Annotated in this window: 27 protein-coding genes; 12 read left to right on the forward strand and 15 right to left on the reverse strand. The window is 66.9% G+C overall.

What is annotated here, in order from left to right; genetic code table 11:
• Window positions 1-251: 251 nt before the first annotated feature.
• The 4 genes from KBC94_RS00005 to KBC94_RS00020 all read right to left on the reverse strand — a co-directional run bounded on the left by KBC94_RS00005 (window position 252) and on the right by KBC94_RS00020 (window position 4,300).
• Entirely contained in the window at window positions 252-1,523 is a 1,272-nt protein-coding gene (locus KBC94_RS00005) for an acyl-CoA dehydrogenase family protein (RefSeq protein WP_017759659.1), read from the reverse strand.
• Between the two features lie 46 nt (window positions 1,524-1,569).
• Window positions 1,570-2,676 carry a phosphotransferase gene (locus KBC94_RS00010; RefSeq protein ID WP_294364850.1) on the reverse strand — a complete coding sequence of 369 codons (1,107 nt, stop codon included), beginning with the start codon at window positions 2,674-2,676 and terminating at the stop codon, window positions 1,570-1,572.
• A 67-nt stretch (window positions 2,677-2,743) separates the two neighbouring features.
• A complete protein-coding gene (locus tag KBC94_RS00015) occupies window positions 2,744-3,463 on the reverse strand; it encodes a Crp/Fnr family transcriptional regulator (protein ID WP_017760000.1) in 720 nt (239 codons plus the stop codon).
• Window positions 3,464-3,520: 57 nt separating this feature from the next.
• Entirely contained in the window at window positions 3,521-4,300 is a 780-nt protein-coding gene (locus KBC94_RS00020; protein ID WP_294364857.1) for an oxepin-CoA hydrolase, alternative type, read from the reverse strand.
• A 330-nt stretch (window positions 4,301-4,630) separates the two neighbouring features.
• On the opposite strand from KBC94_RS00020, the gene KBC94_RS00025 reads away from it, so the two are divergent.
• Window positions 4,631-6,610, forward strand: coding sequence for a hypothetical protein (locus KBC94_RS00025; RefSeq protein WP_294364859.1), 1,980 nt, complete (start codon window positions 4,631-4,633; stop codon window positions 6,608-6,610).
• Between the two features lie 42 nt (window positions 6,611-6,652).
• On the opposite strand, the gene KBC94_RS00030 is transcribed toward KBC94_RS00025, so the two are convergent.
• The 4 genes from KBC94_RS00030 to lexA form a co-directional block, all read right to left on the reverse strand.
• Complete coding sequence (locus tag KBC94_RS00030; protein WP_294364862.1) at window positions 6,653-7,822, reverse strand: MFS transporter; 1,170 nt, start codon at window positions 7,820-7,822, stop codon at window positions 6,653-6,655.
• Entirely contained in the window at window positions 7,819-8,826 is a 1,008-nt protein-coding gene (locus tag KBC94_RS00035; protein WP_234194186.1) for a D-2-hydroxyacid dehydrogenase family protein, read from the reverse strand. The genes KBC94_RS00030 and KBC94_RS00035 overlap by 4 nt, the downstream gene beginning before the upstream one ends.
• A gap of 73 nt (window positions 8,827-8,899) precedes the next feature.
• Window positions 8,900-9,250: a hypothetical protein gene (locus KBC94_RS00040; RefSeq protein ID WP_294364871.1), complete on the reverse strand. Its 351-nt coding sequence runs from the start codon at window positions 9,248-9,250 to the stop codon at window positions 8,900-8,902.
• Between the two features lie 130 nt (window positions 9,251-9,380).
• Entirely contained in the window at window positions 9,381-10,073 is a 693-nt protein-coding gene (gene lexA, locus KBC94_RS00045) for a transcriptional repressor LexA (RefSeq protein ID WP_043116164.1), read from the reverse strand.
• A 119-nt stretch (window positions 10,074-10,192) separates the two neighbouring features.
• On the opposite strand from lexA, the gene KBC94_RS00050 reads away from it, so the two are divergent.
• Window positions 10,193-11,128 (forward strand): asparaginase, encoded by a 936-nt coding sequence (locus KBC94_RS00050; protein ID WP_294364884.1) that lies wholly within the window; start codon window positions 10,193-10,195, stop codon window positions 11,126-11,128.
• Between the two features lie 73 nt (window positions 11,129-11,201).
• Here KBC94_RS00050 and adk read toward each other — a convergent pair whose 3' ends face one another.
• The 6 genes from adk to KBC94_RS00080 all read right to left on the reverse strand — a co-directional run bounded on the left by adk (window position 11,202) and on the right by KBC94_RS00080 (window position 14,997).
• A complete protein-coding gene (gene adk / locus KBC94_RS00055; protein ID WP_043116162.1) occupies window positions 11,202-11,858 on the reverse strand; it encodes an adenylate kinase in 657 nt (218 codons plus the stop codon).
• 118 nt (window positions 11,859-11,976) lie between these two features.
• A complete protein-coding gene (kdsB, locus tag KBC94_RS00060; RefSeq protein ID WP_294364888.1) occupies window positions 11,977-12,723 on the reverse strand; it encodes a 3-deoxy-manno-octulosonate cytidylyltransferase in 747 nt (248 codons plus the stop codon).
• Entirely contained in the window at window positions 12,720-12,902 is a 183-nt protein-coding gene (locus KBC94_RS00065) for a Trm112 family protein (protein ID WP_017756993.1), read from the reverse strand. Before KBC94_RS00065 ends, kdsB begins: the two co-directional genes overlap by 4 nt.
• Complete coding sequence (lpxK, locus tag KBC94_RS00070; RefSeq protein WP_294365920.1) at window positions 12,883-13,815, reverse strand: tetraacyldisaccharide 4'-kinase; 933 nt, start codon at window positions 13,813-13,815, stop codon at window positions 12,883-12,885. Before lpxK ends, KBC94_RS00065 begins: the two co-directional genes overlap by 20 nt.
• A 46-nt stretch (window positions 13,816-13,861) precedes the next feature.
• Window positions 13,862-14,362 carry a biopolymer transporter ExbD gene (locus KBC94_RS00075; RefSeq protein ID WP_294364895.1) on the reverse strand — a complete coding sequence of 167 codons (501 nt, stop codon included), beginning with the start codon at window positions 14,360-14,362 and terminating at the stop codon, window positions 13,862-13,864.
• Window positions 14,359-14,997: a MotA/TolQ/ExbB proton channel family protein gene (locus KBC94_RS00080; protein WP_294364898.1), complete on the reverse strand. Its 639-nt coding sequence runs from the start codon at window positions 14,995-14,997 to the stop codon at window positions 14,359-14,361. Before KBC94_RS00080 ends, KBC94_RS00075 begins: the two co-directional genes overlap by 4 nt.
• A 304-nt stretch (window positions 14,998-15,301) precedes the next feature.
• On the opposite strand from KBC94_RS00080, the gene xseA reads away from it, so the two are divergent.
• Both xseA and KBC94_RS00090 read left to right on the forward strand, forming a co-directional pair.
• Entirely contained in the window at window positions 15,302-16,615 is a 1,314-nt protein-coding gene (xseA, locus tag KBC94_RS00085) for an exodeoxyribonuclease VII large subunit (RefSeq protein ID WP_294364902.1), read from the forward strand.
• 42 nt (window positions 16,616-16,657) lie between these two features.
• Window positions 16,658-17,239 (forward strand): Fe-Mn family superoxide dismutase, encoded by a 582-nt coding sequence (locus tag KBC94_RS00090; protein WP_114804109.1) that lies wholly within the window; start codon window positions 16,658-16,660, stop codon window positions 17,237-17,239.
• 128 nt (window positions 17,240-17,367) lie between these two features.
• Here the strand turns inward: KBC94_RS00090 and KBC94_RS00095 are convergent, their stop codons facing one another.
• A complete protein-coding gene (locus KBC94_RS00095) occupies window positions 17,368-18,564 on the reverse strand; it encodes an amino acid aminotransferase (RefSeq protein ID WP_294364911.1) in 1,197 nt (398 codons plus the stop codon).
• A 149-nt stretch (window positions 18,565-18,713) separates the two neighbouring features.
• Here KBC94_RS00095 and uvrB point away from each other — a divergent pair, with 149 nt between their 5' ends.
• The 8 genes from uvrB (at window position 18,714) to fdx (ending at window position 26,454) form a co-directional block, all read left to right on the forward strand.
• Window positions 18,714-20,825 (forward strand): excinuclease ABC subunit UvrB, encoded by a 2,112-nt coding sequence (gene uvrB / locus KBC94_RS00100; protein ID WP_294364913.1) that lies wholly within the window; start codon window positions 18,714-18,716, stop codon window positions 20,823-20,825.
• 202 nt (window positions 20,826-21,027) lie between these two features.
• On the forward strand, window positions 21,028-21,564 hold the full coding sequence (gene iscR, locus KBC94_RS00105; protein ID WP_017756985.1) for a Fe-S cluster assembly transcriptional regulator IscR: 537 nt from the start codon (window positions 21,028-21,030) through the stop codon (window positions 21,562-21,564).
• A gap of 86 nt (window positions 21,565-21,650) precedes the next feature.
• Window positions 21,651-22,871 (forward strand): IscS subfamily cysteine desulfurase, encoded by a 1,221-nt coding sequence (locus KBC94_RS00110; RefSeq protein WP_294364919.1) that lies wholly within the window; start codon window positions 21,651-21,653, stop codon window positions 22,869-22,871.
• Window positions 22,872-22,896: 25 nt separating this feature from the next.
• A complete protein-coding gene (iscU, locus tag KBC94_RS00115; protein ID WP_294364922.1) occupies window positions 22,897-23,310 on the forward strand; it encodes a Fe-S cluster assembly scaffold IscU in 414 nt (137 codons plus the stop codon).
• 17 nt (window positions 23,311-23,327) lie between these two features.
• Window positions 23,328-23,651, forward strand: a complete 324-nt coding sequence (gene iscA, locus KBC94_RS00120; RefSeq protein WP_017756982.1) for an iron-sulfur cluster assembly protein IscA — start codon at window positions 23,328-23,330, stop codon at window positions 23,649-23,651.
• A 75-nt stretch (window positions 23,652-23,726) separates the two neighbouring features.
• On the forward strand, window positions 23,727-24,245 hold the full coding sequence (hscB, locus tag KBC94_RS00125; protein ID WP_294364926.1) for a Fe-S protein assembly co-chaperone HscB: 519 nt from the start codon (window positions 23,727-23,729) through the stop codon (window positions 24,243-24,245).
• 8 nt (window positions 24,246-24,253) lie between these two features.
• Window positions 24,254-26,110, forward strand: coding sequence for a Fe-S protein assembly chaperone HscA (hscA, locus tag KBC94_RS00130; RefSeq protein WP_294364929.1), 1,857 nt, complete (start codon window positions 24,254-24,256; stop codon window positions 26,108-26,110).
• A 5-nt stretch (window positions 26,111-26,115) separates the two neighbouring features.
• On the forward strand, window positions 26,116-26,454 hold the full coding sequence (gene fdx / locus KBC94_RS00135; RefSeq protein ID WP_017756979.1) for an ISC system 2Fe-2S type ferredoxin: 339 nt from the start codon (window positions 26,116-26,118) through the stop codon (window positions 26,452-26,454).
• The last annotated feature ends 34 nt before the right edge of the window (window positions 26,455-26,488 follow it).

Genomic DNA, 26,488 nt, shown 5'->3' on the forward strand with positions numbered 1-26,488 from the left:
TTGCGCCCTTCGAAGGTCAATCTGGCATTCTTATGGCTGTTCACTCGGAAGGTCCCTCTGGTGACTGAAGCGTGGTAACTCCAGTCTCCCAGACCCTTCCGGGTGAACAACCTATTGAGACATGACATCTAGCTCGCCTGCTGTCGTCCGCGCGTGATCGCGCTCGATCGGCAGTGACGCGACCCTGCAAGCAAAAAGCCGCTGCAGCCCGTCGAGGCTGCAGCGGCTCTTGTCTCTGTGCGGCCCTGAACTCAGAAGCGCGTGACGGGCGGCTCGATCGGCGTCTTGTCCGCTGCGTACTTGCCCAGTTCCCACTTCGCAATGGCATTGCGGTGCACTTCGTCCGGGCCGTCGGCGAAGCGCAGCGTGCGGGCATTGGCGTAAGCATAGGCCAGCGGGAAGTCATCGCTCATGCCACCGCCGCCATGCACCTGCATTGCCCAGTCGATCACCTGGCAGGCCATGCTGGGCGCCACCACCTTGATCATGGCGATGTCCGTCTTGGCGACCTTGTTGCCGGCGACGTCCATCAGCCAGGCGGCCTTGAGCGTCAGCAGGCGGGCCATGTCGATGCGGCAGCGTGCTTCGGCAATGCGCTCCTGCGTCACCGTCTGCGCGGCCACGGCCTTGCCGAAGGCAACGCGGGAAGACGCGCGGCGGCACATGAGCTCCAGCGCACGTTCGGCCAGGCCGATCAGGCGCATGCAGTGGTGGATGCGGCCTGGGCCCAGGCGGCCCTGGGCGATCTCGAAGCCTCGGCCTTCACCCAGCAGGATGTTGCTGGCCGGCACGCGCACGTTCTCGAACACCATCTCCATGTGGCCATGGGGCGCGTCGTCGTAGCCCATCACGTTGAGCGGACGCAGGATCTTGATGCCGGGCGTGCCCTCGGGCACCAGCACCATGCTCTGCTGCGAATGCTTGGGCGCCTCCGGGTCGGACTTGCCCATGGTGATGAAGACCTTGCAGCGCGGGTCGCCGGCGCCCGAGATCCACCACTTGCGGCCGTTGATGACGTACTCGTCGCCCTGGCGTTCGATGCGGGTTTCGATGTTGGTGGCATCGCTGGAGGCCACCGCCGGTTCGGTCATGGCGAAGGCCGAGCGGATCTTGCCGTCGAGCAGCGGCGTCAGCCATTGCTCGCGATGCGCATCGGAACCGTAGCGTGCGATGGTCTCCATGTTGCCGGTGTCGGGCGCCGAGCAGTTGAAGACCTCGGATGCCCATGGCACACGGCCCATCAACTCAGCCAACGGCGCGTACTCCATGTTGGTGAGGCCACCGCCCTTCTTCTTGGCCAGTTCTGCGGTGTCGTTGGGCAGGAACAGGTTCCACAGGTCCTGGGCGCGGGCCTTGTCTTTCAGGCGCTCGATCACCTGCAGCGGCGTCCAGCGCTTGCCGGCGGCCGTATTGGCTTCCATCTCCTGCGCATACTCCGCCTCGGCCGGAAAGATGTACTCGTCCATGAAGTCGCTGACGCGCTTCTGCAGGTCCTTGACCTTGGGGGAAAAATCGAACTCCATGCTGTCTCCGGTGGTGGGTGTCGGGTCGTGAAAAGCGGCGCTGTCCTCAGGCGCGCTGGGCGAATTGCCAGGCCAACTGCGCCATGGGACGGGCGCCCTTGGCGGAATTGACCGCCTGCTCGCTGGAGGCGGTGCCGGCTTCCACCCGCTTGGCGATGCCTTGCAGGATGGCGGCGATACGGAACAGGTTGTAGGCGAGGTAGAAGTTCCAGTCCTGCGCCAGCGCCTCGGGGGTGGTGAGCCCTGTGCGCTCGCAGTAGCGGCGCACGTAGTCCTTCTCGGACGGAATGCCGAGAGGCGCCAAGTCCACCCCGCCGATGCCGCGGAAGGTGCCTGCCGGGATGTGCCAGGACATGCAGTGGTAGCTGAAATCGGCCAGCGGATGGCCCAGCGTGGACAACTCCCAGTCCAGCACCGCGATGACGCGCGGCTGATCGGCCGCGAACATGATGTTGTCGAGGCGGTAGTCGCCGTGGACGATCGACACCTTCGATGCATCGAGTGCGCTGGCCGGAATGTTGGCCGGCAGCCACTCGAGCAGGCGCTCCATCTCGTCGATGGGCTGCGACAACTCGCCGGCGCCATCGGTGGAGGCCTTGTACTGCTTGCTCCAGCGGCCGATCTGGCGCTCGAAGTAGTTGCCGGGCTTGCCGTAGTCGCCCAGGCCGCGAGAGGCGAAGTCGACCGTATGCAGCGCCGCCATGACGCGGTTCATCTCGTCGTAGATCGCGGTGCGCTCGGCATTGGACATGCCGGGCAGCGTCTGGTCCCACAGTACGCGGCCCTGCATGCACTCCATGACGTAGAAGGCGCGGCCGATCACCGATTCGTCCTCGCACAGGGCCAGCATCTTCGGCACGGGCACATCGGAGCCTGCCAGGCCATGCATCACCTTGTATTCGCGCTCCACGGCATGGGCCGAGGGCAGCAGCTTGGCCACCGGGCCTGGCTTGGCGCGCATCACGTACTGACGGCCGGGCGTCAGCAGCTTGTACGTGGGATTGGACTGGCCGCCCTTGAACATCTCGATGCTCAATGGGCCCTTGAAGTCTTCCACGTGCGTGGTGAGCCAGGCTTCGAGAGCCTGCACGTCGACCGCATGCTGGGAGGACACCGCGCGGGTGCCGACGAAGGTGCTGAAGTCCTGGCTCATGTCTCTTGGCTTTTTCTTTGTTCTTGAAAGGGAGCGGGGCGGCCCTGTCGCGCCCCGCACGGCGCGCTCAGCTGTCCGCCTGCGAGATGCGGGTGAGCGCGTCGCGGTCCAGCACCACCAGCCCCGCCGGCTCGATGCGGATCGCGCCCTCGCGCTCCATCGTCTTGAGTTCCTGGTTGACGCGCTGACGCGAGGCACCCAGCAATTGCGCCAACTCTTCCTGTGCCAGCTGCAGGCCGATGCGCGTCTGGCTTCCGTCGGCCAGATTGGGGACGCCGTAGCTGCGCACCAGATGCACCAGCTGCTTGGCCAGCCGCGCCCGAAGGGGCAGGGTGTTCAGGTCTTCCACCAGGCCAAAGAGCGTGCGGATGCGTCGCGCCTGCAGGCGCATCAGCGCCTCGTACAACTCCACGTGGGCGGTGAGGATCTTGTTGAAGTCCGCACGTGCCACGCACAGGATGGTCGTGTCGCCATGCGCATAGGCGTCGTGCGTGCGCCGGTCGCCATCGAACATCGCGACGTCCCCGAACCAGATGCCCGGCTCGACGTACGTCAGCGTCACTTGCTTGCCCGAGACCGCCGTCGAACTCACACGCACCGCGCCCTTCGCACAGGCGATCCACTGGTCTGGCGGATCGCCCCGTGCGGCGATCAGGTCGCCGTCCTTGTAGCGTTTGACGAAGGCACATCGGAGGATGTCGTGACGGAGCGAAGGGGAGAGTGAAGTGAACCAGCGGCCACTGTTGATGGCTTCTCGTTCTTCGATGGTAAGAATGGGGTCATCCATGGCGTGTCGTTTGCGTGACTGGATCTTGCGGGCTTGTCGCAGGGGCGACCAGCATGCTCATTGGTAGTTCGGCGTGGTCTTGCCGAGGAAAGCGCCGATGCCGATGCCGGCGTTGGCATGGTGGAGGTTGCGCACGAAGTGTTCGCGCTCCTGGCCCAACTGCTCGCCGAGCGTGCGGCCCCGGGCCTCGCCCAGAAGCTCCTTGATGCTGGCCAGCGCATTGGGAGCACGGGCCTCCAGCTTCTGGGCAAGGGCCATCGCTTCGTCCAGCGCATTGCCGGTCTCGGTCAGCGTGTTGACCAGGCCGAGTTCGTGCAGGCGCGATGCGGTGATGCGCTCACCGTTCATCAGCCATTCGGTGGCCAGTTGTCGCGGCAGCCACTGCGCCAGATGCCAGCTGAGGCCACCATCGGGGGACAGGGCAACGTTGCTGTATGACGCCGCGAACACGGCATCGCGCGCCGAGATCACCAGATCGCACGCCATGGCCAACGAGAACCCCGCGCCGGCGGCGGCACCTTCCACGGCGGCGATCACCGGCTTCGGAAAACTGCGGATGGCCTCGATCCAGTTGTGCAGTGCGTCGATGCTTTCGGCCTGCACGCTGGGATCGCGCTCCCGGTTGGATTGCAGCCGCTGCAGTGACCCGCCTGCGCAAAACCAGCGGCCTTCGCCGACCAGCACCACGCAGCGTATTTCGGCATTGCTGCCAGCGCCGTACAGGGCCTCGACGCCGGCGGCATACATCTCGGGGCCGAGCGCGTTGCGCTGGGCAGGATTGGACAGGGTCAGCACCATCGTGCGGCCCTGCGTGGTGCTCTTCAATTCCGCGCTCATCGGGAAGGCTCCGTGGCAGCGTCGGGCCGGGGCGAAAGAGGCATGGCAGTTGTCTCCAGAAATACAAAAAACCCGGCGATTGTCATCGTCGGGAGGGTGTCGCAATGCGGGGGAAATGGCGTCGAGGCGAGGCCAATTGCGTCGGGATGCGGGGCGGAGGCGCCAGCCCTGTTAGAAATATGCATCTTGTTTGTTCATAAACGTCAGGGTGGTGTGAAAATATTTAAACCTTTTACTTCCCCTCGACGCCCCGCTGTGCCTCCGAAACCTGCATCGACTGCTTCGTTTGTACTCGGACTGGGGCTTGTGCTTCCCGTTGCCGCCTCGGCGTTGACGATCGGCCGGCCGGAAGGGGCGGTGTGGATCGGCAAGCCGCTCGATCTGCGCGTGCCCGTGCAACTGGAGGGCAGCGGCGGTGCGTGTCCCTCGGTCGGTGTGAAGCTGGGCGATGCCACGCTCTCCGACCGCGACTTCGGCACCACCGTGGAGCCGGGGCGTTCGCCGGAAGCGCCCTGGCTGCGCATCCGCACCACCCGGCCGATCGACGAGCCGGTCGTCACAGTGAATGTGCGTGTGGGTTGCGGCGCCACGATGGTGCGTGAGTTCGCGCTGCTGGCCGACCCGCCCCCGGTTTCGGCCATCGATGCCGACCGCGCCGAGCGAGCGTTGGGCGCGTCGCTGCCGCCCATGGGTGCTCAGCCGCCGCGCTCCGGGGCGCGCAGCACCGAGGGGCGCAGTGCCTCCACCGGCGCGCGCACGCGCGACACCGCACCGGCGCCGCGTGCCGGTGGTGCGGTCCGGGCCGCACCGCGGACCCCCGCGGTCACCACCGGCGGACGGCTGCGTGTAGATGCGCTCGACCCCCGCGCAGCGGCTGCGGCCGCCGGTGCTGCCGGCGTCGCTGCCGCGTCCGGCGCTGCAGACGACTACACATTGCCGCCCGCCTGGCTCAAGATCGCCACCCGGCTGAGGAACATCGAGGCCGGTGCCGTTGCGCCACTGCCTCAGGGTGGTGCGAGCGATGCCGCCGCCACGCCGGCCGCTGCGGCGAGCGCCCCCCAGGACGCGCAGTCCGCCGACCGCCAGAGCGCGGCGCTGCGCGCACAGATGGCCCAGCGCGACCGCACCATCGAAAGCCTCAGGACCGAGCTGGCGCAGGCCCGCGAGGCCGCCTCGGAAAGGCCGTGGTGGCTCTGGCCGTTGCTGCTGTTGCTGGCCGTGCTGCTCGCCGTGGCCGGCGTGCTGTGGCGCCGTGCCAGGCGCCAGGCGGCGGAGGCATCCTGGTGGCAGCCCAGCGAGGTGGAGCCGGATGCCGATCTGCCTGCGGATCCGCCAATCAAGCCCGCTGGCCTGGCAGCCGTCGCCGCTGCCGGCGATATCGCGGGCGCCGGTGCCACGCCTGCCCCCGTGGCGGTGGCGGCCGACCCGGGGCCGGACACCATTTCCACGCTTCCCCCGGATGGGCCCGAGCCGGTGAGCGCCGACAGGCTGCTCGACGTGCAGCAGCAGGCCGAGTTCTGCCTGTCGCTCGGGCAGTTCGATCAGGCCGTCGGCGTGCTGGCCGATCACCTGGACGAGTACGGCGTCACCAGCCCGCTCATGTACATGGAACTGCTGCGGCTGTTGCATTCCCAGGGGCGCAAGGCCGATTACGACACCACACGGCGCGAATGCCGCAAGGCGCTGGGGCTCGAGTTGCCGGCCTATGACGACTTCCAGGACGAAGGTCGTTCGCTGGCGGCCTATCCCGAGGCGGTCGAGCGCATCGAGAAGGCGTGGCCGCGCCGGGAGGTGTTGGGCGTCATCGAAGGCTTCCTGTTCCAGGCCGTGGACTCGCAGGGCCGCTCGCCCTTCGACCTGCCCGCGTATCGTGAGCTGCTGGCCCTGTATGGCGCTGCCCAGGAGCGCATCGCGAACGGCAGCATGATGATGGCCAGCGATGCCGGGACGACCTCGGCGATGGGGTTGCTGGCGCCGATGGCCGTCTCGCAGCCGCCGACCGCGCCGCTGCCGCTGGCGGCGGGGACAGGCGGGGGCGCGGCGACTCCTGTCGTGTCAGGGCCGCCTCCCGGCACGATCGACTTCGACCTTTCAGACCTGGAAGCGTCGTCCATCGACACCATCCCCAAGGCGCTGAAGGGTCGCACGCTCCCCGCCGAGCCGGCGCCACCCGCCGCACACGAAGCCGATCCGGCGCTGACCGTGCCGAACGATTTCGACCCGGTGCCGCCGGACTTCCAGCTCTTCGATCCGGAACTCGAGGACAGCATCCGGCCGGGCGCGTCCATCAAGAAGCCGCCGACACCTTGAGCCTGGGTCGGCTGGGTCGGCCGGTCGCCCGCCCGCCGTGTCTCAGGCGGTAGCGCGGCCGCGTCGGCCCAGATTCAGGCTCAGCAGCATGGCGGCCACCAGGCACGCCAAGCCGCACCAGTTCATCCACGAAGACGTGCCGCGGGCGAGCAGCCAGCCCCCCAGCCCTGCGCCTGCCGCCTGACCCATGTACATCGCGGAACTGTTGAGCGCGATGGACGCAGAGGCCAGCGTGGGCGCCAGCCCCACCAGCCTGGCCTGCTGCGACGAGTTGGCGGCGAAGCAGCCCAGGCCCCAGGGCAGCAGGACGGCCGTCAGCGCCGTCCAGCCCAAGGCCAGGCCCAAAGGCCACAACAGCAGGCTGACGCTGATCAGCGCCATCGCGAGCATCGCCATCCCGGCACTGCCCAACCGGTCCATGTAGCGCGTGGCCAGCAGATTGCCCACCACGCCGCACAGGCCAATCCATAACCAGATCAGGCTGAGTTCGCCTGGGCCCGCGTGCAGTCGCTGGACGAGCAGCGGCCCGAAATAGCTGAAGAGCACGAACTGCCCCGCTGCCTGAAGCAGCGTGATGCCCACGACGGGCACCAGGATCGGATGGCGCAGCACCTGCAACCAGCCTTCGCGCGAAAGCGGGGCAGGCTTGACCCCGGCCGGCATGGTGCGCCAGACCCACAGGGCGCCAATCGCCGTCAGGGCGGCGATGACGCCGAAGGCCGCGCGCCAGCCCCAATGCCCGCCGAGGTAGGCGGCCATCGGCAATCCGAGCACCGAGGCCAGGGACCATCCCAGGAAGATGAAGGCCACGGCCGCTGCGCGCCTGTGCGGTGGCACCAGCATGCCTACGCAAGCGGCCGCCTGGGGGGTGAAGACCGCGGGCGCGACCAGCGTGGCCATGCGGACAGGTAGCAGGGCGCCCAGCGTCGGCATCAGCGCAGACGCCAGGTGTCCAAGGGCAAACCAGGCCAGCGAGACGGCGAGGAGACGGCGTCTGTCCCAGCCCGCCACCAGGCCGGCCAGCAGCGGGGCGCCGACACACACCACCAATGCGCCGGCGGTAATCAACTGCCCCACCGCGGCGATGGAGGTCGAAAACGAAGCGGCCAACTCGGGCAGCGTGCCCGGCACCACCATCACGCCCGTGCCGATGGCGAAATTGCCGAAGAGCAAGGCCCACAGCGCCCCAGGCCAGGGCGCCTCGCGCCTCACCGGCGCACCTGCAGCGCCCCGGGATTGACGATGTTCGTGGGATTGCCGCGGATGAAGCTCACGACGTTGTCGAAGGCCTGGCCGAAGTAGAGCTCATAGCTCTCCTGCTCGACGTAGCCGATGTGCGGCGTGCAGATGCAGTTCTCGAGGCGCAGCAGCGCATGGCCTTGAAGGGGCGGTTCACTCTCGAAGACGTCGATGGCCGCCATGCCCGGCCGTCCACGGTTGAGTGCAGCGAGCAGGGCGTCGGACTCGACGAGTTCAGCCCGGCTGGTGTTGACGAACAGCGACGTCGGCTTCATGCGGGACAGATCCTCCAGCCTCACCAGACCGCGCGTGTCGTCATTCAGCCGAAGGTGCAGGGTGAGCACATCCGCCATCTCGAAGAGCGCCTCGCGGCTGGGCGCCGTCTGGAAGCCGTCGTTGCGTGCGCGCTCGCAGCTCGCGTCACGGCCCCAGATCACAACCTGCATGCCAAAGGCCTGTCCGTACCGCGCCACCAATTGGCCGATGCGGCCATAGCCCCAGATGCCGAGCGTCTTACCCTTGAGCACGGAGCCCAGGCCGAAATTGGGCGGCATCGACGCGGACTTGAGCCCGGACTGCTGCCACGCGCCGTGCTTGAGGTTGCTGATGTATTGCGGCAGGCGGCGCGTGGCCGCCATGATCAGTGCCCATGTGAGTTCGGCCGGTGCCAGGGGAGAGCCGGTGCCTTCGGCCACGGCCACGCCGTACTCGGTACATGCATTCACGTCCACATGACCACCCACGCGGCCCGTCTGCGAGATCAGCTTGAGGCGTGGCAGCTTCTCGACGAGCTGGCGGGAGATCTGGGTGCGCTCGCGGATCAGCACGATCACGTCCGCGTCCCGCAGCCTGACCGACAACTGCCCGATGCCCTTGACCGTGTTGGTGTAGACCTTGGCGGTGTAGGCGTCCAGCTTGGAGGCGCAGCGCAGCTTGCGTACGGCGTCCTGGTAGTCGTCGAGGATCACGATGTTCATGGCCGCCCATTTTGCCTCCGGCTCCGGCGGTCTTCCGCTCGTCCTCGAAAGGACGAGCGTCTGTCGCGCGACGTCAGTGCAGCGTGCTGCCAGATGGCCGGGCGGCTTCGCGCAATTCCCTCTCGACGAGGCGGTCGAGCTCGGCGCAGACGTCGGCCATGCGGCCGGCAATCACCAGTCTCGAACCGTGGGAGCGCTGCTCTCCCGGCTCCACCACCCGCACGACGCGCAGCGGGGGGCGCTCGGCTGCATCGCGCCGGCTGCTTGCGGCATGCCGCATCTCCCGGCCGGGGCGAGGGCGGACATTCACATAATGCAGCTCCGTTGCATTGAGTCCACTGCTGCGGCGGGCATCGGAGTGGCGGGCAACCCAGGACTGGATCGGGGCGAAAAGACTGGACAAGGCGAGCAGAGCGGTTCCCATGTTGAACTCCTGAGGATCGGAAGGGGTTTGGACACAGGCAGGATTGAGAAGCGAAGCCGACGCACCAGGGTGATGGCCATCCGGCCATACGCCCGCCACCTGGCGCGGCAGCAGCAAATGACGGTGGGGGCTACATCAGCATCGTGTTGCGGATCAGGCCGACGGCCAGGCCTTCGATCTCGAACGGCTCGCCGGGCTGGACGATGATGGTGGGGTAGTCGGGGTTCTCGGCATGAAGTTCGACCACGTCCTTGAGCCGCTTGAGCCGCTTGACGGTGACCTCGTCGCCCAGCCGGGCCACCACGATCTGGCCGTTGCGTGCCTCGCGGGTGCTTTGCACTGCAAGCAGGTCGCCGTCCATGATGCCGGCGTCGCGCATCGACATGCCGCGCACCTTGAGCAGGTAGTCGGGGCGATGCTGGAACAGCGTGCTTTCGACGTAATAGGTCTGGTCGACATGTTCCTGCGCCAGGATGGGAGCACCAGCGGCGACGCGGCCGATGAGCGGGAGGGACAGCTGCGACAGTCCAGGAATGGGCAGAGAGAACTGCGGCGTGCGGCTCTCCTGCAGGTTGCGCAGCGCCTCGCTCTTGAGCCGGATGCCACGCGAGGTGCCGCTCACCAGCTCGATGACGCCCTTTCGCGCGAGGGCCTGCAGGTGCTCTTCGGCAGCATTGGCGGACTTGAAGCCCAACTCGGCAGCAATCTCGGCGCGTGTCGGTGGCGCGCCCGTGCGAGCCATGGTGGCGCGGATCAACTCGAGAATCTGCTGCTGTCGGGCGGTAAGCTTGACCGACGCGGTGGGAGTGGGCACTTTGAGCATGTGTCTGCGGCTCCAGCGGTTGATGCACATACTGTGTGCATATCCAGTGTCTGTATTTTTAACCAGTTTTCAAACCGTTGACAAGTCCTCATCTCACCCCCGCCCATCTCTCCCGCGTCGTGGTGCTCGGCACCGGAGGCACGATTGCCGGACGTGCGGCGATTGCTGGCGACAACCTCGGCTACGTGGCCGGACAGGTGGAGGTCGGCGAACTCCTTGCGGACGTGCCGATTCCTGAAGGCATCACCTGGGCCGCCGAACAGGTGTGCAACCTCGACAGCAAGGACATGTCGCATGCGCACTGGCGGGCGCTGGCCTCCCGGTGCCAGCAACTGCTAGATGACCCAGGCGTGCGCGGCATCGTCATCACCCATGGCACGGACACGCTGGAAGAGACGGCGTTCTTCCTCGGCGAGGTGCTGATGGCGCACAAGCCTGTGGTGCTCACCTGCGCCATGAGGCCGGCGAGCTCCGCCGCCCCGGATGGCCCGCAGAACCTGCGAGACGCCTTGGCCGTGGCGGTGGCCGAACGCGCGCGGGGTGTGCTTGCGGTCTGCGCCGGCACCATCCATCGCGCCCGGCAGGCGCGCAAGGTGCACACCTATCGGCTCGATGCCTTTTCCTCGGGTGAAAGCGGACCGGTCGGCTTCGTGGAGGAGGGGCGCATTCGGCGCGTCTGTCCGTGGCCCGAGGTGCTGGCCCCGAGGCTTTCCGCACAGCGGCTGCCTGCCGCCGATCTCTGGCCTTCGGTGCAGATCATCACCAGTCATGCAGGGGCCGACACGGCATTGGTCGATGCGCTTGTCCAGGCCGGCGGCGTGGATGGCATCGTGGTGGCGGCGACTGGCAATGGCACAGTCCACGAGAGCCTCCAGGAGGCGCTCGCGAAGGCGCAGGCTGCGGGAATCGCCGTGGTACGTGCCACCCGCTGTGCGGACGGGGCGGTGCTGTCGAGTGGCGAGGATCGTTGTCCCCATGCCTTCGACCTGTCCCCGGTGAAGGCGCGCATCTCGCTCATGCTCCATCTGATGGACAGCCGCCATCGACCTGCATGAAGCAAAAAGGCCGGGCCTTGCGGCCGGCCTTTGGCGTGGGAATGCCGAGGGCGTAAGCCCCGGGGCGTGAGGGTCAGCCCTCGAGCGCAGCCATCGCGCGGCGTGTGATCTCGTCGACCGTGCCCACGCCGCTGATCGCGCGGTACTTGGGCGCGTTGACGGGGTCCTGCTCGGCCCACTTCGCGTAGTAGTCCACCAGCGGGCGCGTCTGCTGGCTGTAGACGTCGAGACGCTTGCGCACCGTCTCTTCCTTGTCGTCCTCGCGCTGGATCAGGTCTTCGCCGCTCACGTCGTCTTTGCCTTCGACCTTCGGCGGGTTGAAGCGCACGTGATAGGTACGGCCGGAGGCCGGGTGCGAGCGCCGACCGCTCATGCGTTCGATGATGTCGGAGAAGGGGACGTCGATCTCCAGCACATAGTCCAGCTTGACGCCGGCCGCCTTCATCGCATCGGCCTGGGGAATGGTGCGCGGAAAGCCATCGAACAGGAAGCCATTTGCGCAGTCGGGCAGTGCGATACGTTCCTTGACGAGGTTGATGATGAGGTCATCGCTCACCAGCGCCCCGGCGTCCATCACGGCCTTGGCCTGGAGTCCGAGCGGCGTGCCCGCCTTCACGGCGGCGCGCAGCATGTCACCGGTGGAGATCTGGGGAATGCCGAACTTCTGGCAGATGAAGGTGGCCTGTGTGCCTTTGCCGGCGCCCGGCGCGCCCAACAGGATGAGTCTCATGGTGTCCTCGGAAGCTTTTTATGGAAATCGTGTGGGCGAGCAGTGCCGGCTCCTCCGGGCGCGCCATCCCGGCGAGGATAGCATGCGCCCCCCGCACCGATGGGCGTCCGCCACCCCTTCAGAAATGCAGGCGCACGCGGGCCAGATCCTCGGGCGTGTCGACACCCGTGCCCGGTGCGTGCGGGGTCACGTGCACGGCGATGCGATGGCCATGCCACAGCACCCGAAGCTGTTCGAGCGATTCGACGCGCTCCAGCGGTGAAGCTGCCAAGCCCGGGAAGCTGCGCAGGAAGCCGGCGCGGTAGGCGTAGATGCCGATGTGGCGAAGCGCCGGGTGGTCCGCGGAAAGCCTGGGCGGCAACCCGCCGTCGCGCCAGAAAGGCAGGGGAGAACGGCTGAAGTAGAGCGCCTGCCCTGCCGCGTCGAGCACCACCTTCACGACGTTGGGGTTGACGAAGTCGGCCTCGTCCTCGATGGCGTGCGCCGCCGTGCCCATGGGCGTGTCCGGGCGGGCGGCCAGCGACTGGGCGACGGCGTCGATCAGGGTCTGGTCGATGAGCGGCTCGTCGCCCTGGACATTGACCACGATGGTGTCGTCGGCCAACCCGAGCAGGGTGCAGGCCTCGGCCAGGCGGTCACTGCCGCTGGGATGGTCGGCGCGGGTGAGCAGGGCCTGCACACCAGCTGCCTCGCAGGCCTGTACGATGCGCGGATCGTCGCAGGCCACGCACACGGTGCTGGCGCCCGAACGTGCGGCTTGCTGCGCCACTCGCACCACCATCGGGAGGCCGCCGATATCCGCCAGGGGTTTATCGGGCAGGCGCGTCGACTTCATGCGCGCCGGAATCAGGACGGTGAAGCTCACAGGCCGAGTTCTTCGTCCGTGAGCGGGCGCGCCTCGTTTTCGAGCATCACAGGAATGCCATCGCGCACCGGGTAGGCGAGGCGTGCACTGCGCGACCACAGTTCCTGACGCGCGGCGTCCCATTGCAGCGGTCCCTTGGTGACCGGGCAGACCAGCAGTTCAAGCAGCTTCGGATCCATCGAGGGATGATAGCCGCGCGTCGAGGGCCTCGAAGAAGGCCGGCTCGATGGAGAACTCCAGCGGCACGGCCAGCGCCGAGGGCGCGCGTGTCCAGAGTTTGGCCGCATCCTTTTCCGTGCAGAGCAGCTGCACGCCCTCGGGCGGTGCCCAGTCCGTGTAGTCATGGTGATCCGGCAGCGCGATGCAGCGCTGCAGTCGCAGGCCCTGCGCCCGCAGCATGTCGAAGAAACGCTGGGGCTGGGCGATGCCCGCGACTGCCACCAGATCGTCCCGCGCCGCCAGTTCGGGCAGGAGCACGGGCTGCTTCCGCTGGTCAAGCGCGTGCGCTGCCAGCGCCCGATGTCCGCGGAAGCCCGCGAAGGCCGGTTGCTCGCCGGTGTGCAGCACCAGATCGCACTGGCGCGGCCAGGGCTCGCGCAGCGGGCCTGCCGGCAGCAGCCAGCCGTTGCCGACGCCGCGGTCGTCGAACACGCAGATCTCCACATCGCGGGCCAGCGGCAGGTGCTGCAGACCATCGTCGGCGACGATGAGGCGGGTGTCCGGGTGCAGCGCCAGGAGCCGGCGCCCGGCGGCCACCCGGTCGGCATCGACCACCACGGGCGCGCCAGTCGCGCGATGAATCAGCAGAGGTTCGTCCCCCACGTCGCGCGGATCGCTGTCGGCGTGGACGACCTGCCCCTCCCGCGTGCGCCGCCCATGTCCTCGGGAGATGACGCCAACCGACCAGCCCTGGGCCTGCGCATGCCGGACCAGCGACACCACCACGGGTGTCTTGCCTGCGCCGCCTGCCACCACGTTGCCGACCACGACAACGGGCACGGGCAGCCGGTGCACCGTACGCCAGCCACGGGCATACGCCTGCCGCCGAACGGCTGCAAGCAGGCCGAAGAGCCACGCCAGCGGCCGGAGCATCCAGGCCCGTGCGCCGCGGCGCTCCCAGACGTCGGCCGTCAGCACGTCAGCGGGCCGCCTTGCCCGAGGTCTGCGTCGCAAAGGTGATCTGCATCAGCCCCGCACGCCGCGCCGCCTCCATCACGGTGATGACCGACTGATGGGCGGCGGCGGCATCTGCGCTGATGATGAGGATCGGCGCCGGAGCGCCGGCGTCGACCTTGGCGAGCGGCGCGAGGGCGCTGGCCAGGGCCTCCACGCTGCGGTCCGGCAGTGCCTGCCGGTCGACGGCATACCGGCCGTCCGCCGCCACCGCCACCACGATCTCGCGCGGGCGGGTGGTGGCCGTCTCGGCGTCGGCCGTGGGCAGTCGGACTTCCATCTCGGTGAACCGGTTGTAGGTGGTCGACAGCATCAGAAAGATCAGGATCACCAGCAGCACGTCGATGAAGGGGATCAGGTTGATCTCCGGCTCGTCGCGTGACGCGGCCCGCAGTTGAATCCGTCCGCTGCGGCGACTCCCCGGCGCGGAGGCGGGGCGGGCGCCCCCCGGCAGGGGCGCGCTCATGGGCGGGGGGCCGCCCGCAACCCGGCCAAGTGTTGGGCGAAGCGCTCGCCGGCCAGTTCGAGGTGCAGCAGATAGCCGTCGACGCGGCTGCGGAAGTAGCGCCAGAAGATCAGCGTGGGCACCGCCACGATCAGGCCGAAGGCCGTGTTGTAGAGCGCGATGGAGATGCCGTGCGCCAGTTGCGCCGGATTGCCGGCCGCGCCGGTTCCCGGTGCCTGCGAGCCGAAGATCTCGATCATGCCGATGACGGTGCCCAGCAGGCCGAGCAGTGGCGCCGCCGAGGCAATGGTGGCGAGCGCCGGCAGATAGCGTTCGAGCCGGTGGGCGATCGCCCGGCCCGAGGTCTCCATGGCCGTGCGCGCTTCATCCGCCGGATGGCCCGCGCCGGCCTGGGCGGCACGGAAGCCGCTGGCGAGCATCTCGCCCAGCGCCGAATTCCTTTCCAGCTTGGCGATCACGTCGGCGGGAGGAATGCCGTCCTGGGAAACGGCGATGGCCTCGTTGAGCAACTGCGGTGGAAGCACCTTGGCCGCCTTGAGGCTGACGGAGCGCTCGATGACGAGCGCAGTGGCGATGATCGAGCACAAAAGCAGCGGCACGATGGGCCAGCCTGCGGCGACTAAGATCGAAAACAAGGTTCCTCCTGCGTGGTCGCGAAGCGCTGCCCAACAGCCGAAAATTATGACCGAATGTTTCTCGCGACCCGGGGCGTCTGCGCTGCAGCCGCCCACATTTTCTGTGGATAACTTTGTGGCTAACCCTGCGGGCAACGTTGGCGCGCCCAGCATTGACGGGCCCGGCGTCAGGACGATCAGATTTTGAGCAGTCGTTTTTCTTTCTCCATCAAGCACTTGCACCACAAACCGTGGCTCTCCAGTGGCATGCGCCGCACGCGCGTCAGTGCCCGCGGTACTTGTGGAAGACGCAAGGCGGCGGGCCATGGCTGAAGGCTTGGGCATCCAGCCGCGCGTGTGGGCTGTGGGGGCGCTGTGCCGGGCCGCGGCGGACGCGCTCGATGCGCGCTTCAACCCGGTGGCGGTGCAGGGAGAGGTGAGCGGCTTTTCTCGCGCCACCAGCGGCCATTGCTATTTCTCGCTGAAGGATGGCCAGGGGCAGGTGCGCTGCGCCATGTTCCGCCGTGCAGCATCGTTGGTCGACTTCGATGTGCGCAATGGCGATCTTGTCGAGTTGCGCGGACGGCTGACGGTGTACGAAGCCCGCGGCGACCTGCAACTGGTGGTGGAGAGCCTGCGCAGGGCGGGCCAGGGCACGTTGTTCGAGCAGTTCGTGCAGCGCAAGGCGAAGCTGGAGGCCGAGGGGCTGTTCGAACCCTTGCGCAAGCGACGGTTGCCGATGTTTCCCGCCCGCATCGGGCTGGTCACTTCCCTCGGTGCGGCGGCCTTGCACGATGTGGTGACTGCGCTGCGCCGACGCGCCCCGCATGTGGAGGTGGTGGTGGCGCCAGCGGCCGTGCAGGGCGGCCAGGCGCCGGGCGAACTGGTCGCTGCCCTGTCGGCCTTGCAGGAGATCGAACCGCGGCCCGATGCCATCCTGCTGGTGCGGGGCGGCGGCTCGCTGGAAGACCTGTGGGCATTCAACGACGAGCAACTGGCGCGCGCCATCGTGGCCAGCTTTGTGCCTGTGGTCGTCGGCGTGGGACATGAGACGGACTTCACCATCGCCGACTTCTGCGCCGACCTGCGCGCACCCACGCCGACCGCCGCCGCCGAACTCGTCGCGCCTTCGCGCGATGGCTGGCTCCAGGGGCTGGATGCGCTCGAAGACGATCTGCGAGATGCTTTGCAAGGCCGGCTGGACCGGCTGTCGCAGCGGCTCGACCAGGCTGCCTCCCGGCTTGGCCGACCCTCCGGGCTCGCGGCGCGGCAGCAGGCGGTGCTGGCGCAGTGGGACCAGCGTCTGCATCGCGCCACCACCGCGTGGCTGCATCAGGCGCAGCGTCGGCTCGATGCCGCTGAAGGGCGATGGCCCGCCGCGGGTCGGGCCAGCTTGCGCAACCGTTCTGATCGGCTGGAGCGTGCTGCGTTGCGTCTCCAGATGCTCGACCCTGCGGTGGTGCTCCAGCGGGGCTATGCCTGGCTGACGGATGCCAAGGGACGCACCGTGACCCGCGTGGCCCAACTGCGTCCGGGCGAATCCGTGAACGCCACACTGGCGGATGGCACGGCCAACCTGCAGGTCATCACCCTCCAGCAAGGGACGTCGTCCGACGCAGGCAGCGGCAATCCTTCCTAGAATCCCACGGTTTCTGTCAACCAACCCACGAACGAGCTTCACATGGAACATGTTCTGCCTCCCCTGCCGTACGCGATGGACGCGCTGGCCCCCGAGTACTCCAAGGAAACGCTGGAGTACCACTACGGCAAGCACCACAACGCCTATGTGGTGAACCTGAACAACCTGCAGAAGGGCACCGAATTCGAGAGCATGACGCTCGAAGAAATCGTGAAGAAGTCCAGCGGCGGCATCTACAACAACGCCGCGCAGATCTGGAACCACACCTTCTTCTGGAACTGCATGAAGCCGCAAGGCGGCGGCGCCCCTTCTGGCGCGCTGGCCAAGGCCATCGAGGCCAAATGGGGCAGCTACGACGCCTTCAAGGAAGCCTTCGTCAAGTCCGCCGTCGGCAACTTCGGCTCGGGCTGGACCTGGCTGGTGAAGAAGGCCGACGGCTCCGTCGACATCGTCAACACGGGCGCCGCCGGTACGCCCCTGACGACCGAAGACAAGGCGCTGCTGACCGTCGACGTCTGGGAGCACGCCTACTACATCGACTACCGCAATCTGCGTCCCAAGTTCGTCGAGACCTTCCTGGCCAAGCTGGTCAACTGGGAATTCGCCGAAAAGAACTTCGCCTGATCGTCGGGTGAGGACGGCCCGCCGGTCCTATGCTGGCGGGCTGCAAAGAAAAAGGCAGCATGGATCCCCGTGCTGCCTTTTTCTTTGGTGCGCGGCCACCTCCGAGAGGAGGCAGCGGCCGCAACGCCTCAGACCACCTTGGCGATGCTCGCGCAGACGTGGTCGATGTTCTTGCTGTTGAGTGCGGCCACGCACATGCGGCCCGTGTCGGTGCCGTAGACGCCGAACTCGTTGCGCAGGCGCACCATCTGGTCCTTGGTCAGGCCCGAGTAGCTGAACATGCCGATCTGACTGGTGATGAAGCTCATGTCCTGCTCCACGCCGGTGGCCTTCAGGCCGTCCACCAGCTTCTGGCGCATGGCCTTGATGCGCACGCGCATCTCGCCCAGCTCCTTCTCCCACAGGGCGCGCAGCTCGGGGTTGCCCAGCACAGCCGCCACGACGGCGCCACCGTGCGTCGGCGGGTTGCTGTAGTTGGTGCGGATCATGATCTTCAGCTGCGACAGCACGCGCGCTGCTTCTTCCTTGTTCTCGCACAGCACCGACAGGGCGCCCACGCGCTCGCCGTACAGGCTGAAGCTCTTGGAGAAGGAGGTCGAGACGAAGAAGGTCAGGCCGGCGGCCACGAACTTGCCGATCACGGCGCCGTCCTCGGCAATGCCGTAGCCGAAACCTTGGTAGGCCATGTCCAGGAAGGGCGTCAGCTGGCGGGCCTTGACCACCTCGACCACCTGGTCCCACTGCGCGGGCGTGAGGTCGTAGCCGGTCGGGTTGTGGCAGCAGGCATGCAGCACGACGACGGTGCCGGCGGCCGCGCCTTGCAGGGCGGCCAGCATGCCGTCGAAGTCGATACCGCGCTTGGCGGCGTCGTAGTAGGCGTAGGTGCCGACCTCGAAGCCGGCCTGAGTGAATAGCGCGCGGTGGTTTTCCCAGCTCGGGTCGCTGATCAGCACTTTGGCCGACGGCGAAAGCTTCTTGAGGAAGTCGGCGCCGACCTTCAGGCCGCCCGTGCCGCCCAGGGCCTGGATGGTCGCCACGCGGCCGGAGTTGACTGGCTCGCTGTCGGCGCCGAACACCAGGGCCTTGACGGCGTTGTCGTAGGCGGCGATGCCGTCGATGGGCAGGTAGCCGCGGGCCGAGGGGGCCTTCATCATGTCGGCCTCGGCCTTCTTGACGCATTCCAGCAGCGGCAGCTTGCCGTTGTCGTCGTAGTACACGCCCACGCCCAGGTTGACCTTGTTGGGGTTGGTGTCGGCGGCGAATTGTTCGTTCAGACCCAGGATGGGGTCGCGCGGCGCCATCTCGACGGCGGAGAAGAGAGACATGGAGAAAGTCCTTTGGATGCTGGGGCGAGCCTCGCGGCCGGCGAGGCTGGGTGCAGAACCGGGCATCGCCTTTGGGGTAGCCTTGCCGGTTCGCTTGGAATTTTACCGGCCGCCCCACAGTTGGACTGCTGCCCCGGAGCCTCATCACCATGACCGCAGACCTTCAGACCGCCGACGATGCCGCCGCGCCGCGCCAGGGCGAATTCGTCCGCTACCCCGATTCGCCCTTCGAGCTGTTCCAGCCCTATCCGCCCGCTGGCGATCAGCCCAAGGCCATCGAGCAGTTGGTCGAGGGCATTCAGGACGGCGAGGTCTTCCAGACGCTGCTGGGCGTGACGGGCTCGGGCAAGACCTACACCATGGCCAACGTCATCGCGCGCCTGGGCCGGCCGGCCATCGTATTCGCACCCAACAAGACGCTCGCGGCGCAGCTGTACAGCGAGTTCCGCGAGTTCTTCCCGAAGAACGCGGTGGAGTACTTCGTCAGCTACTACGACTACTACCAGCCCGAGGCCTATGTGCCGCAGCGCGACCTGTTCATCGAAAAGGACTCGTCGATCAACGAGCACATCGAGCAGATGCGCCTGTCGGCCACCAAGAGCGTGTTGGAGAGGCGGGACGTGGTGATCGTGGCGACGGTGAGCGCCATCTACGGCATCGGCGCCCCGGAGGACTACACCGAGATGCGCTTCATCATGCGCGTGGGCGACAAGATCGGCCAACGCGACGTGATCGGCCGGCTCATCCGCATGCAGTACACGCGCAACGAGCAGGACTTCTCGCGCGGCGCCTTTCGGGTGCGCGGCGACACCATCGACGTGTTCCCGGCCGAGCACAGCGAGCTGGCCATCCGCATCGAGCTGTTCGACGACGAGATCGAGAGCCTGTCGCTGTTCGACCCGCTCACCGGCCGTGTGCGGCAGAAGATTCCGCGCTTCACCATCTACCCGTCCAGCCACTACGTCACGCCGCGCGACAAGACATTGCGCGCGGTCGACACCATCAAGCTGGAGCTGGCCGACCGCGTGAAGGAACTCGTCGGCGCCGGCAAGCTGGTGGAGGCGCAGCGCCTGGAGCAGCGCACTCGCTTCGACCTGGAGATGCTGGCCGAGATCGGCCACTGCAAGGGCATCGAGAACTACACGCGCCACCTGTCCGGCGCCGCGCCCGGCGACCCGCCGGCCACGCTGACGGACTACCTGCCCAAGGACGCACTGATGTTCCTGGACGAAAGCCACCAGATGATCGGCCAGCTCGCCGCCATGTACAACGGCGACCGGGCGCGCAAGACCACGCTGGTGGAATACGGCTTTCGGCTGCCATCGGCGCTGGACAACCGGCCGCTCAAGTTCGAGGAATTCGAGCGCCGCATGCGCCAGTGCATCTTCGTCTCGGCCACGCCCGCTGCCTACGAGCAGGAGCATGCCGGTCAGGTGGTCGAGCAACTGGTGCGGCCGACCGGCCTGATCGATCCCGAGGTCGAGGTGCGCCCCGCCACCCACCAGGTGGACGACGTGCTGGGCGAGATCCGCATCCGCGTCGAGAAGAACGAGCGCGTGCTGATCACCACGCTGACCAAGCGCATGGCGGAGCAGCTCACCGAGTACCTGAGCGACAACGGCGTGAAGGTTCGCTATCTGCACAGTGACGTGGACACCGTGGAGCGGGTGGAGATCATCCGCGACCTGCGCCTGGGCAGCTTCGACGTGCTGGTGGGCATCAACCTGCTGCGCGAGGGCCTGGACATTCCCGAGGTGTCGCTCGTTGCCATCCTCGATGCGGACAAGGAAGGCTTCCTGCGCGCCGAGCGCAGCCTGATCCAGACCATCGGCCGCGCCGCGCGCAATCTGCACGGCAAGGCCATCCTGTATGCCGACATCATCACGGCGTCGATGAACAAGGCGATCGGCGAGACGCAGCGCCGCCGCGAGCGGCAGATCGCCTTCAACGAAGCCAATGGCATCGTGCCGCGCAGCATCGTCAAGCAGGTGCGCGAGCTGATCGACGGCGTCTACGGCGAGAAGTCGGCCAAGGAGGCGGGCAAGCGCGAGGTCGAACGCGCCCGCGTCGAGGACATGAGCGAGCGCGACGTGGCGAAGGAAATCAAGCGGCTGGAAAAGCAGATGCTCGAGCACGCCCGCAACCTCGAGTTCGAGAAGGCGGCCCGGGTGCGCGACCAGTTGGCGCTGCTGCGCGAGCAGGCGTTCGGCGCCGCCGGAAGCGACAACATCGCGGTGCTTCCGGTTGGCGGACGCAAGTAAGAGGAAAAACCCGAGTTATCCCGAGCACGGCTCGGGGTTTCTGTTATACTTGAGCGAAACACTCAAGAACAAAGAACTTCGCGATGAAGGGCCGGCTCCTACCTTTCGATGGGTGGGATGCCGGGCAGGGCGGAGACGGGCGCCACCGGATCCTGTGGATCCCAGGTGTTGTTTAACGGTAAGCCAACTGAAGGAGCTTGCGATGCGTCTCACTACCAAAGGCCGTTTTGCGGTCACCGCCATGATCGACCTGGCATTGCGCCAGAACTCCGGTCCGGTCACGCTGGCCGCAATCAGCCAGCGGCAGCAGATTTCGCTGTCCTATCTGGAACAGCTGTTCGGCAAGCTCCGTCGCCATGAGCTGGTGGAATCCACCCGCGGCCCCGGCGGCGGTTATTCGCTGGGTCGCAAGGCGGCCGACATCACCGTCGCCGACATCATCGTATCGGTGGACGAACCGATCGACGCCACCCACTGCGCCGGCAAGGAAAATTGCATGGGCGAAGCCGGCCGCTGTATGACGCATGAGCTGTGGGCCTCGCTCAACCAGAAGATGGTCGAGTTCCTGGATTCTGTCACGCTGCAGAAGCTGGTGGACGACCAGATCGCCAAGGGCGTGCAGGTCGAGAACAAGCCGGCCGTCAAGCGGGCGATCTCGAGCCAGCCGGTGGTCAAGCCGATCCGGGTGAATGCGCCCAACTCGGTGTTCGCCCTCGGCAACGCCTTCGCCAAGTCCTGATGCACGGCGGGCGAGCCGCGGCGGCCTGTCGCTGCCGGCTCCTCCGTTCGTGATTGTTTCCGTATCCACGCCAGCACGAGCGAGCCATGGACGTCACTCCTCATTTCCCGATCTATCTTGATTACGGCGCAACCACGCCGGTCGACCCGCGCGTGGTCGACGCCATGATCCCCTGGCTGCGTGAGCATTTCGGCAACCCCGCTTCGCGCAGCCATGCGTGGGGCTGGGAGGCGGAAGAGGCGGTGGAAAAGGCCCGCGGCGACGTCGCCGCCCTGATCAATGCTGATCCGCGCGAGATCATCTGGACCTCCGGTGCCACCGAGTCCGACAACCTGGCGCTGAAGGGCGCAGCCCACTTCTACAAGGAAAAGGGCAAGCACCTCATCACCGTCAAGACCGAGCACAAGGCGGTGCTGGACACCATGCGCGAGCTGGAGCGCCAGGGCTTCGAGGTGACCTACCTCGACGTCGAGGAAAACGGCTTGCTCGACCTGGACAAGTTCAAGGCCGCCATCCGCCCCGACACCATCCTGGCGAGCGTGATGTTCGTCAACAACGAGATCGGCGTGGTGCAGGACATGGTCGCGCTGGGCAACGCCTGCCGCGAGAAGGGCGTGATCTTCCACGTCGATGCGGCGCAAGCCACCGGCAAGGTCGAGATCGACGTCACCCAGCTGCCCATCGACCTGATGAGCCTGGCTTCGCACAAGACCTATGGCCCCAAGGGCATCGGGGCGCTCTACGTTCGCCGCAAGCCGCGCGTGCGCCTGGAGGCGCAGATGCACGGCGGCGGCCACGAGCGCGGCATGCGGTCGGGCACGCTGCCCACCCACCAGATCGTGGGCATGGGCGAGGCCTTCCGCATCGCCAAGGAAGAGATGGCGCAGGACCTGGCCAAGGCCCGCGCGCTGCAGAAGCGGCTGATCGACGGCCTGTCCGACATCGAGCAGGTGTTCATCAACGGCGACCTGGAGCGCCGGGTGCCGCACAACCTGAACATCAGCTTCAACTTCGTCGAAGGCGAGTCGCTGATCATGGGCATCAAAGGCCTTGCGGTGTCGTCGGGTTCGGCCTGCACCTCGGCCAGCCTGGAGCCGAGCTACGTGTTGCGCGCCCTGGGTCGCAGCGACGAGCTGGCCCACAGCAGCCTGCGCATGACCATCGGCCGCTTCACGACCGAGGAAGAAATCGACGTCGCCATCGCGTCCATCCGCCACAACGTCGCCAAGCTGCGCGAGTTGAGCCCGCTGTGGGAGATGTACAAGGATGGCGTCGACCTGAGCACGATCCAGTGGTCGGCCCACTGAATCCACCAAGAAAGAAGAGGACCCCATGGCTTATTCGGACAAGGTCATCGACCACTACGAAAACCCCCGCAACGTCGGCTCCTTCGACAAGGGCGACGACACCGTCGGCACCGGCATGGTGGGTGCGCCCGCCTGCGGCGATGTGATGAAGCTGCAGATCAAGGTGAATCCGCACACCGGCGTCATCGAGGACGCGCGCTTCAAGACCTATGGCTGCGGCTCTGCCATCGCATCGTCGTCGCTTGTCACGGAGTGGGTGAAGGGCAAGACGCTCGACGAGGCCGCCTCGCTCAAGAACGCGCAGATCGCCGAAGAGCTGGCGCTGCCGCCGGTCAAGATCCACTGCTCGATCCTGGCGGAAGATGCCATCAAGGCCGCCGTGAACGACTATCGCGCCAAAGTTGGCGCGAAGACCGGCGCCGAAGCCCTCGCCTCGTGACTGGAGCTTCAACCGCAATGGCGATCACGCTGACCGAAGCTGCGGCGCGCCATGTCTCCCGCTACCTGAGCAAGCGTGGCAAGGGCATCGGCGTGCGACTGGGGGTCAAGACCACGGGCTGCTCCGGTCTTGCCTACAAGCTGGAGTACGTGGACGAGTCGGCGCCGGAGGATGTCATCTTCGAGGAGCATGGCGTCAAGGTGCTGGTGGATCCCAAGAGTCTGGCCTACATCGATGGCACGGAGCTGGATTTCGTGCGCGAAGGGCTGAACGAAGGCTTTCGCTTCAACAACCCGAACGAGCGCGACCGTTGTGGTTGCGGTGAGAGCTTCCGCGTCTGATTGCGACTCGGAAGGAGCGGGGCCGCCACCCGAAAGGGCTTGGCGGCTTTTTCTTGGCAGCACGAGGAATGGCCCATGCAATTGACCGACGATGACTTCACGCTGTTCGCGGTGCGGCCCACGTTCGGGCAGGACCGGGGTGCATTGGATGCGCGCTGGAAGGAATTGCAGCGCGAGGCGCATCCTGATCGCTTCGCGGCGCAGGGCACGGCGGCGCAGCGACTGGCCATGCAATGGTCCGTGCGCATCAATGAGGCCTATCAGCGACTGAAGGATCCGTTGAGCCGTGCGGCCTACCTGTGCGAAATGAACGGCGCGCCTGTGCAGGCCGAGAACAACACGGCCATGCCGGCGGACTTCCTCATGCAGCAGATGAGCTGGCGCGAGGAGTTGGAAGAAGCAGGCGACGCGTCGGCGCTCGATGCCTTGCAGCAGCAGGTGCAGTCCGCCCGCGCTCGCGCCCTCTCCAGCCTGGACTGGCTGATCGACGAGAAGGGCGACTACCCCGCCGCAGCGCAGCAGGTCAGAGCCCTCATGTTCATCGAACGCTTTTCGACAGAACTCGATGAGCGGCTCGACCGGCTGGGACAATAGTTTTCTCCATGGCACTTCTTCAGATCTCCGAACCCGGCCAGGCGCCGGACCCGCATCAGCGGCGCATCGCGGTCGGCATCGACCTGGGCACCACCCATTCGTTGGTTGCCTCGGTGCGCAACGGCGTCGCCGAATGCCTGCCCGACGAGCAGGGCAGGGTGATCCTTCCATCGGCGGTGCGCTACCTGGATGCGCAGCGGCGGCAGATCGGCTTTGCGGCCCTGGATGCGCGCGCTTCGGATCCGGCCAATACCGTCACTTCGGCCAAGCGGCTCATGGGCCGCGGGCTGGGCGACATCGCCAACCGGTCTGCCATGCCCTACACGCTCCTCGATGAGGGCGGCATGGTGAAGGTGCAGACCGTCGCCGGCCCCAAGTCGCCCGTGGAGGTGAGCGCGGAGATCCTGGCCACGCTGCGCTACCGCGCAGAAGACACCTTCGACGGCGACCTGTACGGCGCGGTCATCACCGTGCCGGCCTATTTCGACGAGGGCCAGCGACAGGCCACCAAGGATGCCGCGCAACTGGCAGGGCTCAATGTGCTGCGCCTGATCAGCGAGCCCACCGCCGCTGCCATCGCCTATGGGCTCGACAACGGCAGCGAGGGTGTCTATGCCGTCTACGACCTGGGTGGGGGCACCTTCGACATCTCGGTGCTGCGGCTGACGCAGGGCGTGTTCGAGGTCATTGCCACCGGCGGTGACTCGGCCCTGGGCGGCGACGACTACGACCATGCGCTGGCAGACCTGGTGAGCCAGCGCCTGGGACGGGTTCCGGGCAACGACGAGGAGCGGGCACGGATGCTGGTTGCCGCGCGTCACTGCAAGGAGGCCTTGACCGGTGCCGACACGGCGCCGCTCACGGTCGAACTGGCAGGTGCGACACATGAGCTGACCATCACGCGCACCGACTTCGACGCCGCCACGCAGCCCCTGACGCAGCGTACCCTCGCGGCCGTGCGCAAGGCGCTGCGCGATGCACGGCTGGCGCCGAACGAATTGCAGGGCATCGTGCTGGTGGGTGGCGCCACGCGCATGCCGCAGATCCGGCAGGCCGTGGGCGATTTCTTTGGGCGTCCGCCGCTCACCAACCTCAACCCGGACGAGGTCGTGGCGCTCGGCGCGGCGATCCAGGCCAATCAACTGGCTGGCAACGATGGCGCGGGCAACCTGCTGTTGCTGGACGTGATCCCGCTGTCGCTCGGCCTCGAGACCATGGGCGGACTGGTGGAGCGCATCGTGCCGCGCAACACAACCATCCCCACCGCGATGGCGCAGGACTTCACCACCTACCAGGACGGCCAGACTGCGCTGGCGCTGCATGTGGTGCAGGGCGAGCGCGATCTGGTTGCCGACTGCCGCAGCCTGGCGCGCTTCACGCTGCGTGGCATTCCGCCGATGGCGGCCGGCGCCGCGCGCATCCGCGTGACCTTCACCGTGGATGCCGACGGCCTGCTTTCCGTTTCCGCCAAGGAGCAGAGCAGCGGCGTCGAGGCCAGCGTCACCGTCAAGCCTTCCTATGGCCTGTCGGACGACCAGATCGCCACCATGCTGCAGGAGGGCTTTGCGACCGCGCAAGCCGACATGCAGCAGCGCGCGTTGATCGAGGCGCGCGTCGAGGCCGACCGCATGTTGCAGGCGACCCGCACCGCACTGGCAGCCGACGGCGCGCTTCTGAGCGCGCCGGAGCGTCAGACCATCGATCAGTTGCTGGACGCCTTGGCTGCCGTGCGTGATGGCGACGACAAGTCGGCCATCACCGAGGCCACCGAGGCGCTGGCCCATGGCACTGAGGCCTTCGCCGCGCAACGCATGAACAAGGGCATCGCCCAGGCGCTGGCGGGCCGCAGCATCGAATCCGTTTGATACCCATGCCCATCATCAAGATCCTTCCCCACGCCGAGTACTGTCCGCAGGGCACCGAGATCCAGGCGCCGGCAGGCACCTCCATCTGCGAAGCGCTGCTCGAAAACGGCATCGAGATCGAGCATGCCTGCGAGATGAGCTGCGCCTGCACGACGTGCCATGTGATCGTGCGAGAAGGCCTCGCTTCTCTGAACGAGGCCGAGGAAGAAGAGGAAGACCTGCTCGACCGTGCCTGGGGCCTGACGCCGCAGTCGCGCCTGTCGTGTCAGGCGATCCTGGCGCAGAAGGATCTGGTCGTGGAGATTCCCAAGTACACGATCAACCACGCCAAGGAAAACCACTGACTATGGCGGCGTCTTCCAACCCCGGGATGCCCTG

The organism is Pseudacidovorax sp. (genome assembly GCF_017991995.1).
Lineage (GTDB): Bacteria > Pseudomonadota > Gammaproteobacteria > Burkholderiales > Burkholderiaceae_C > Xenophilus.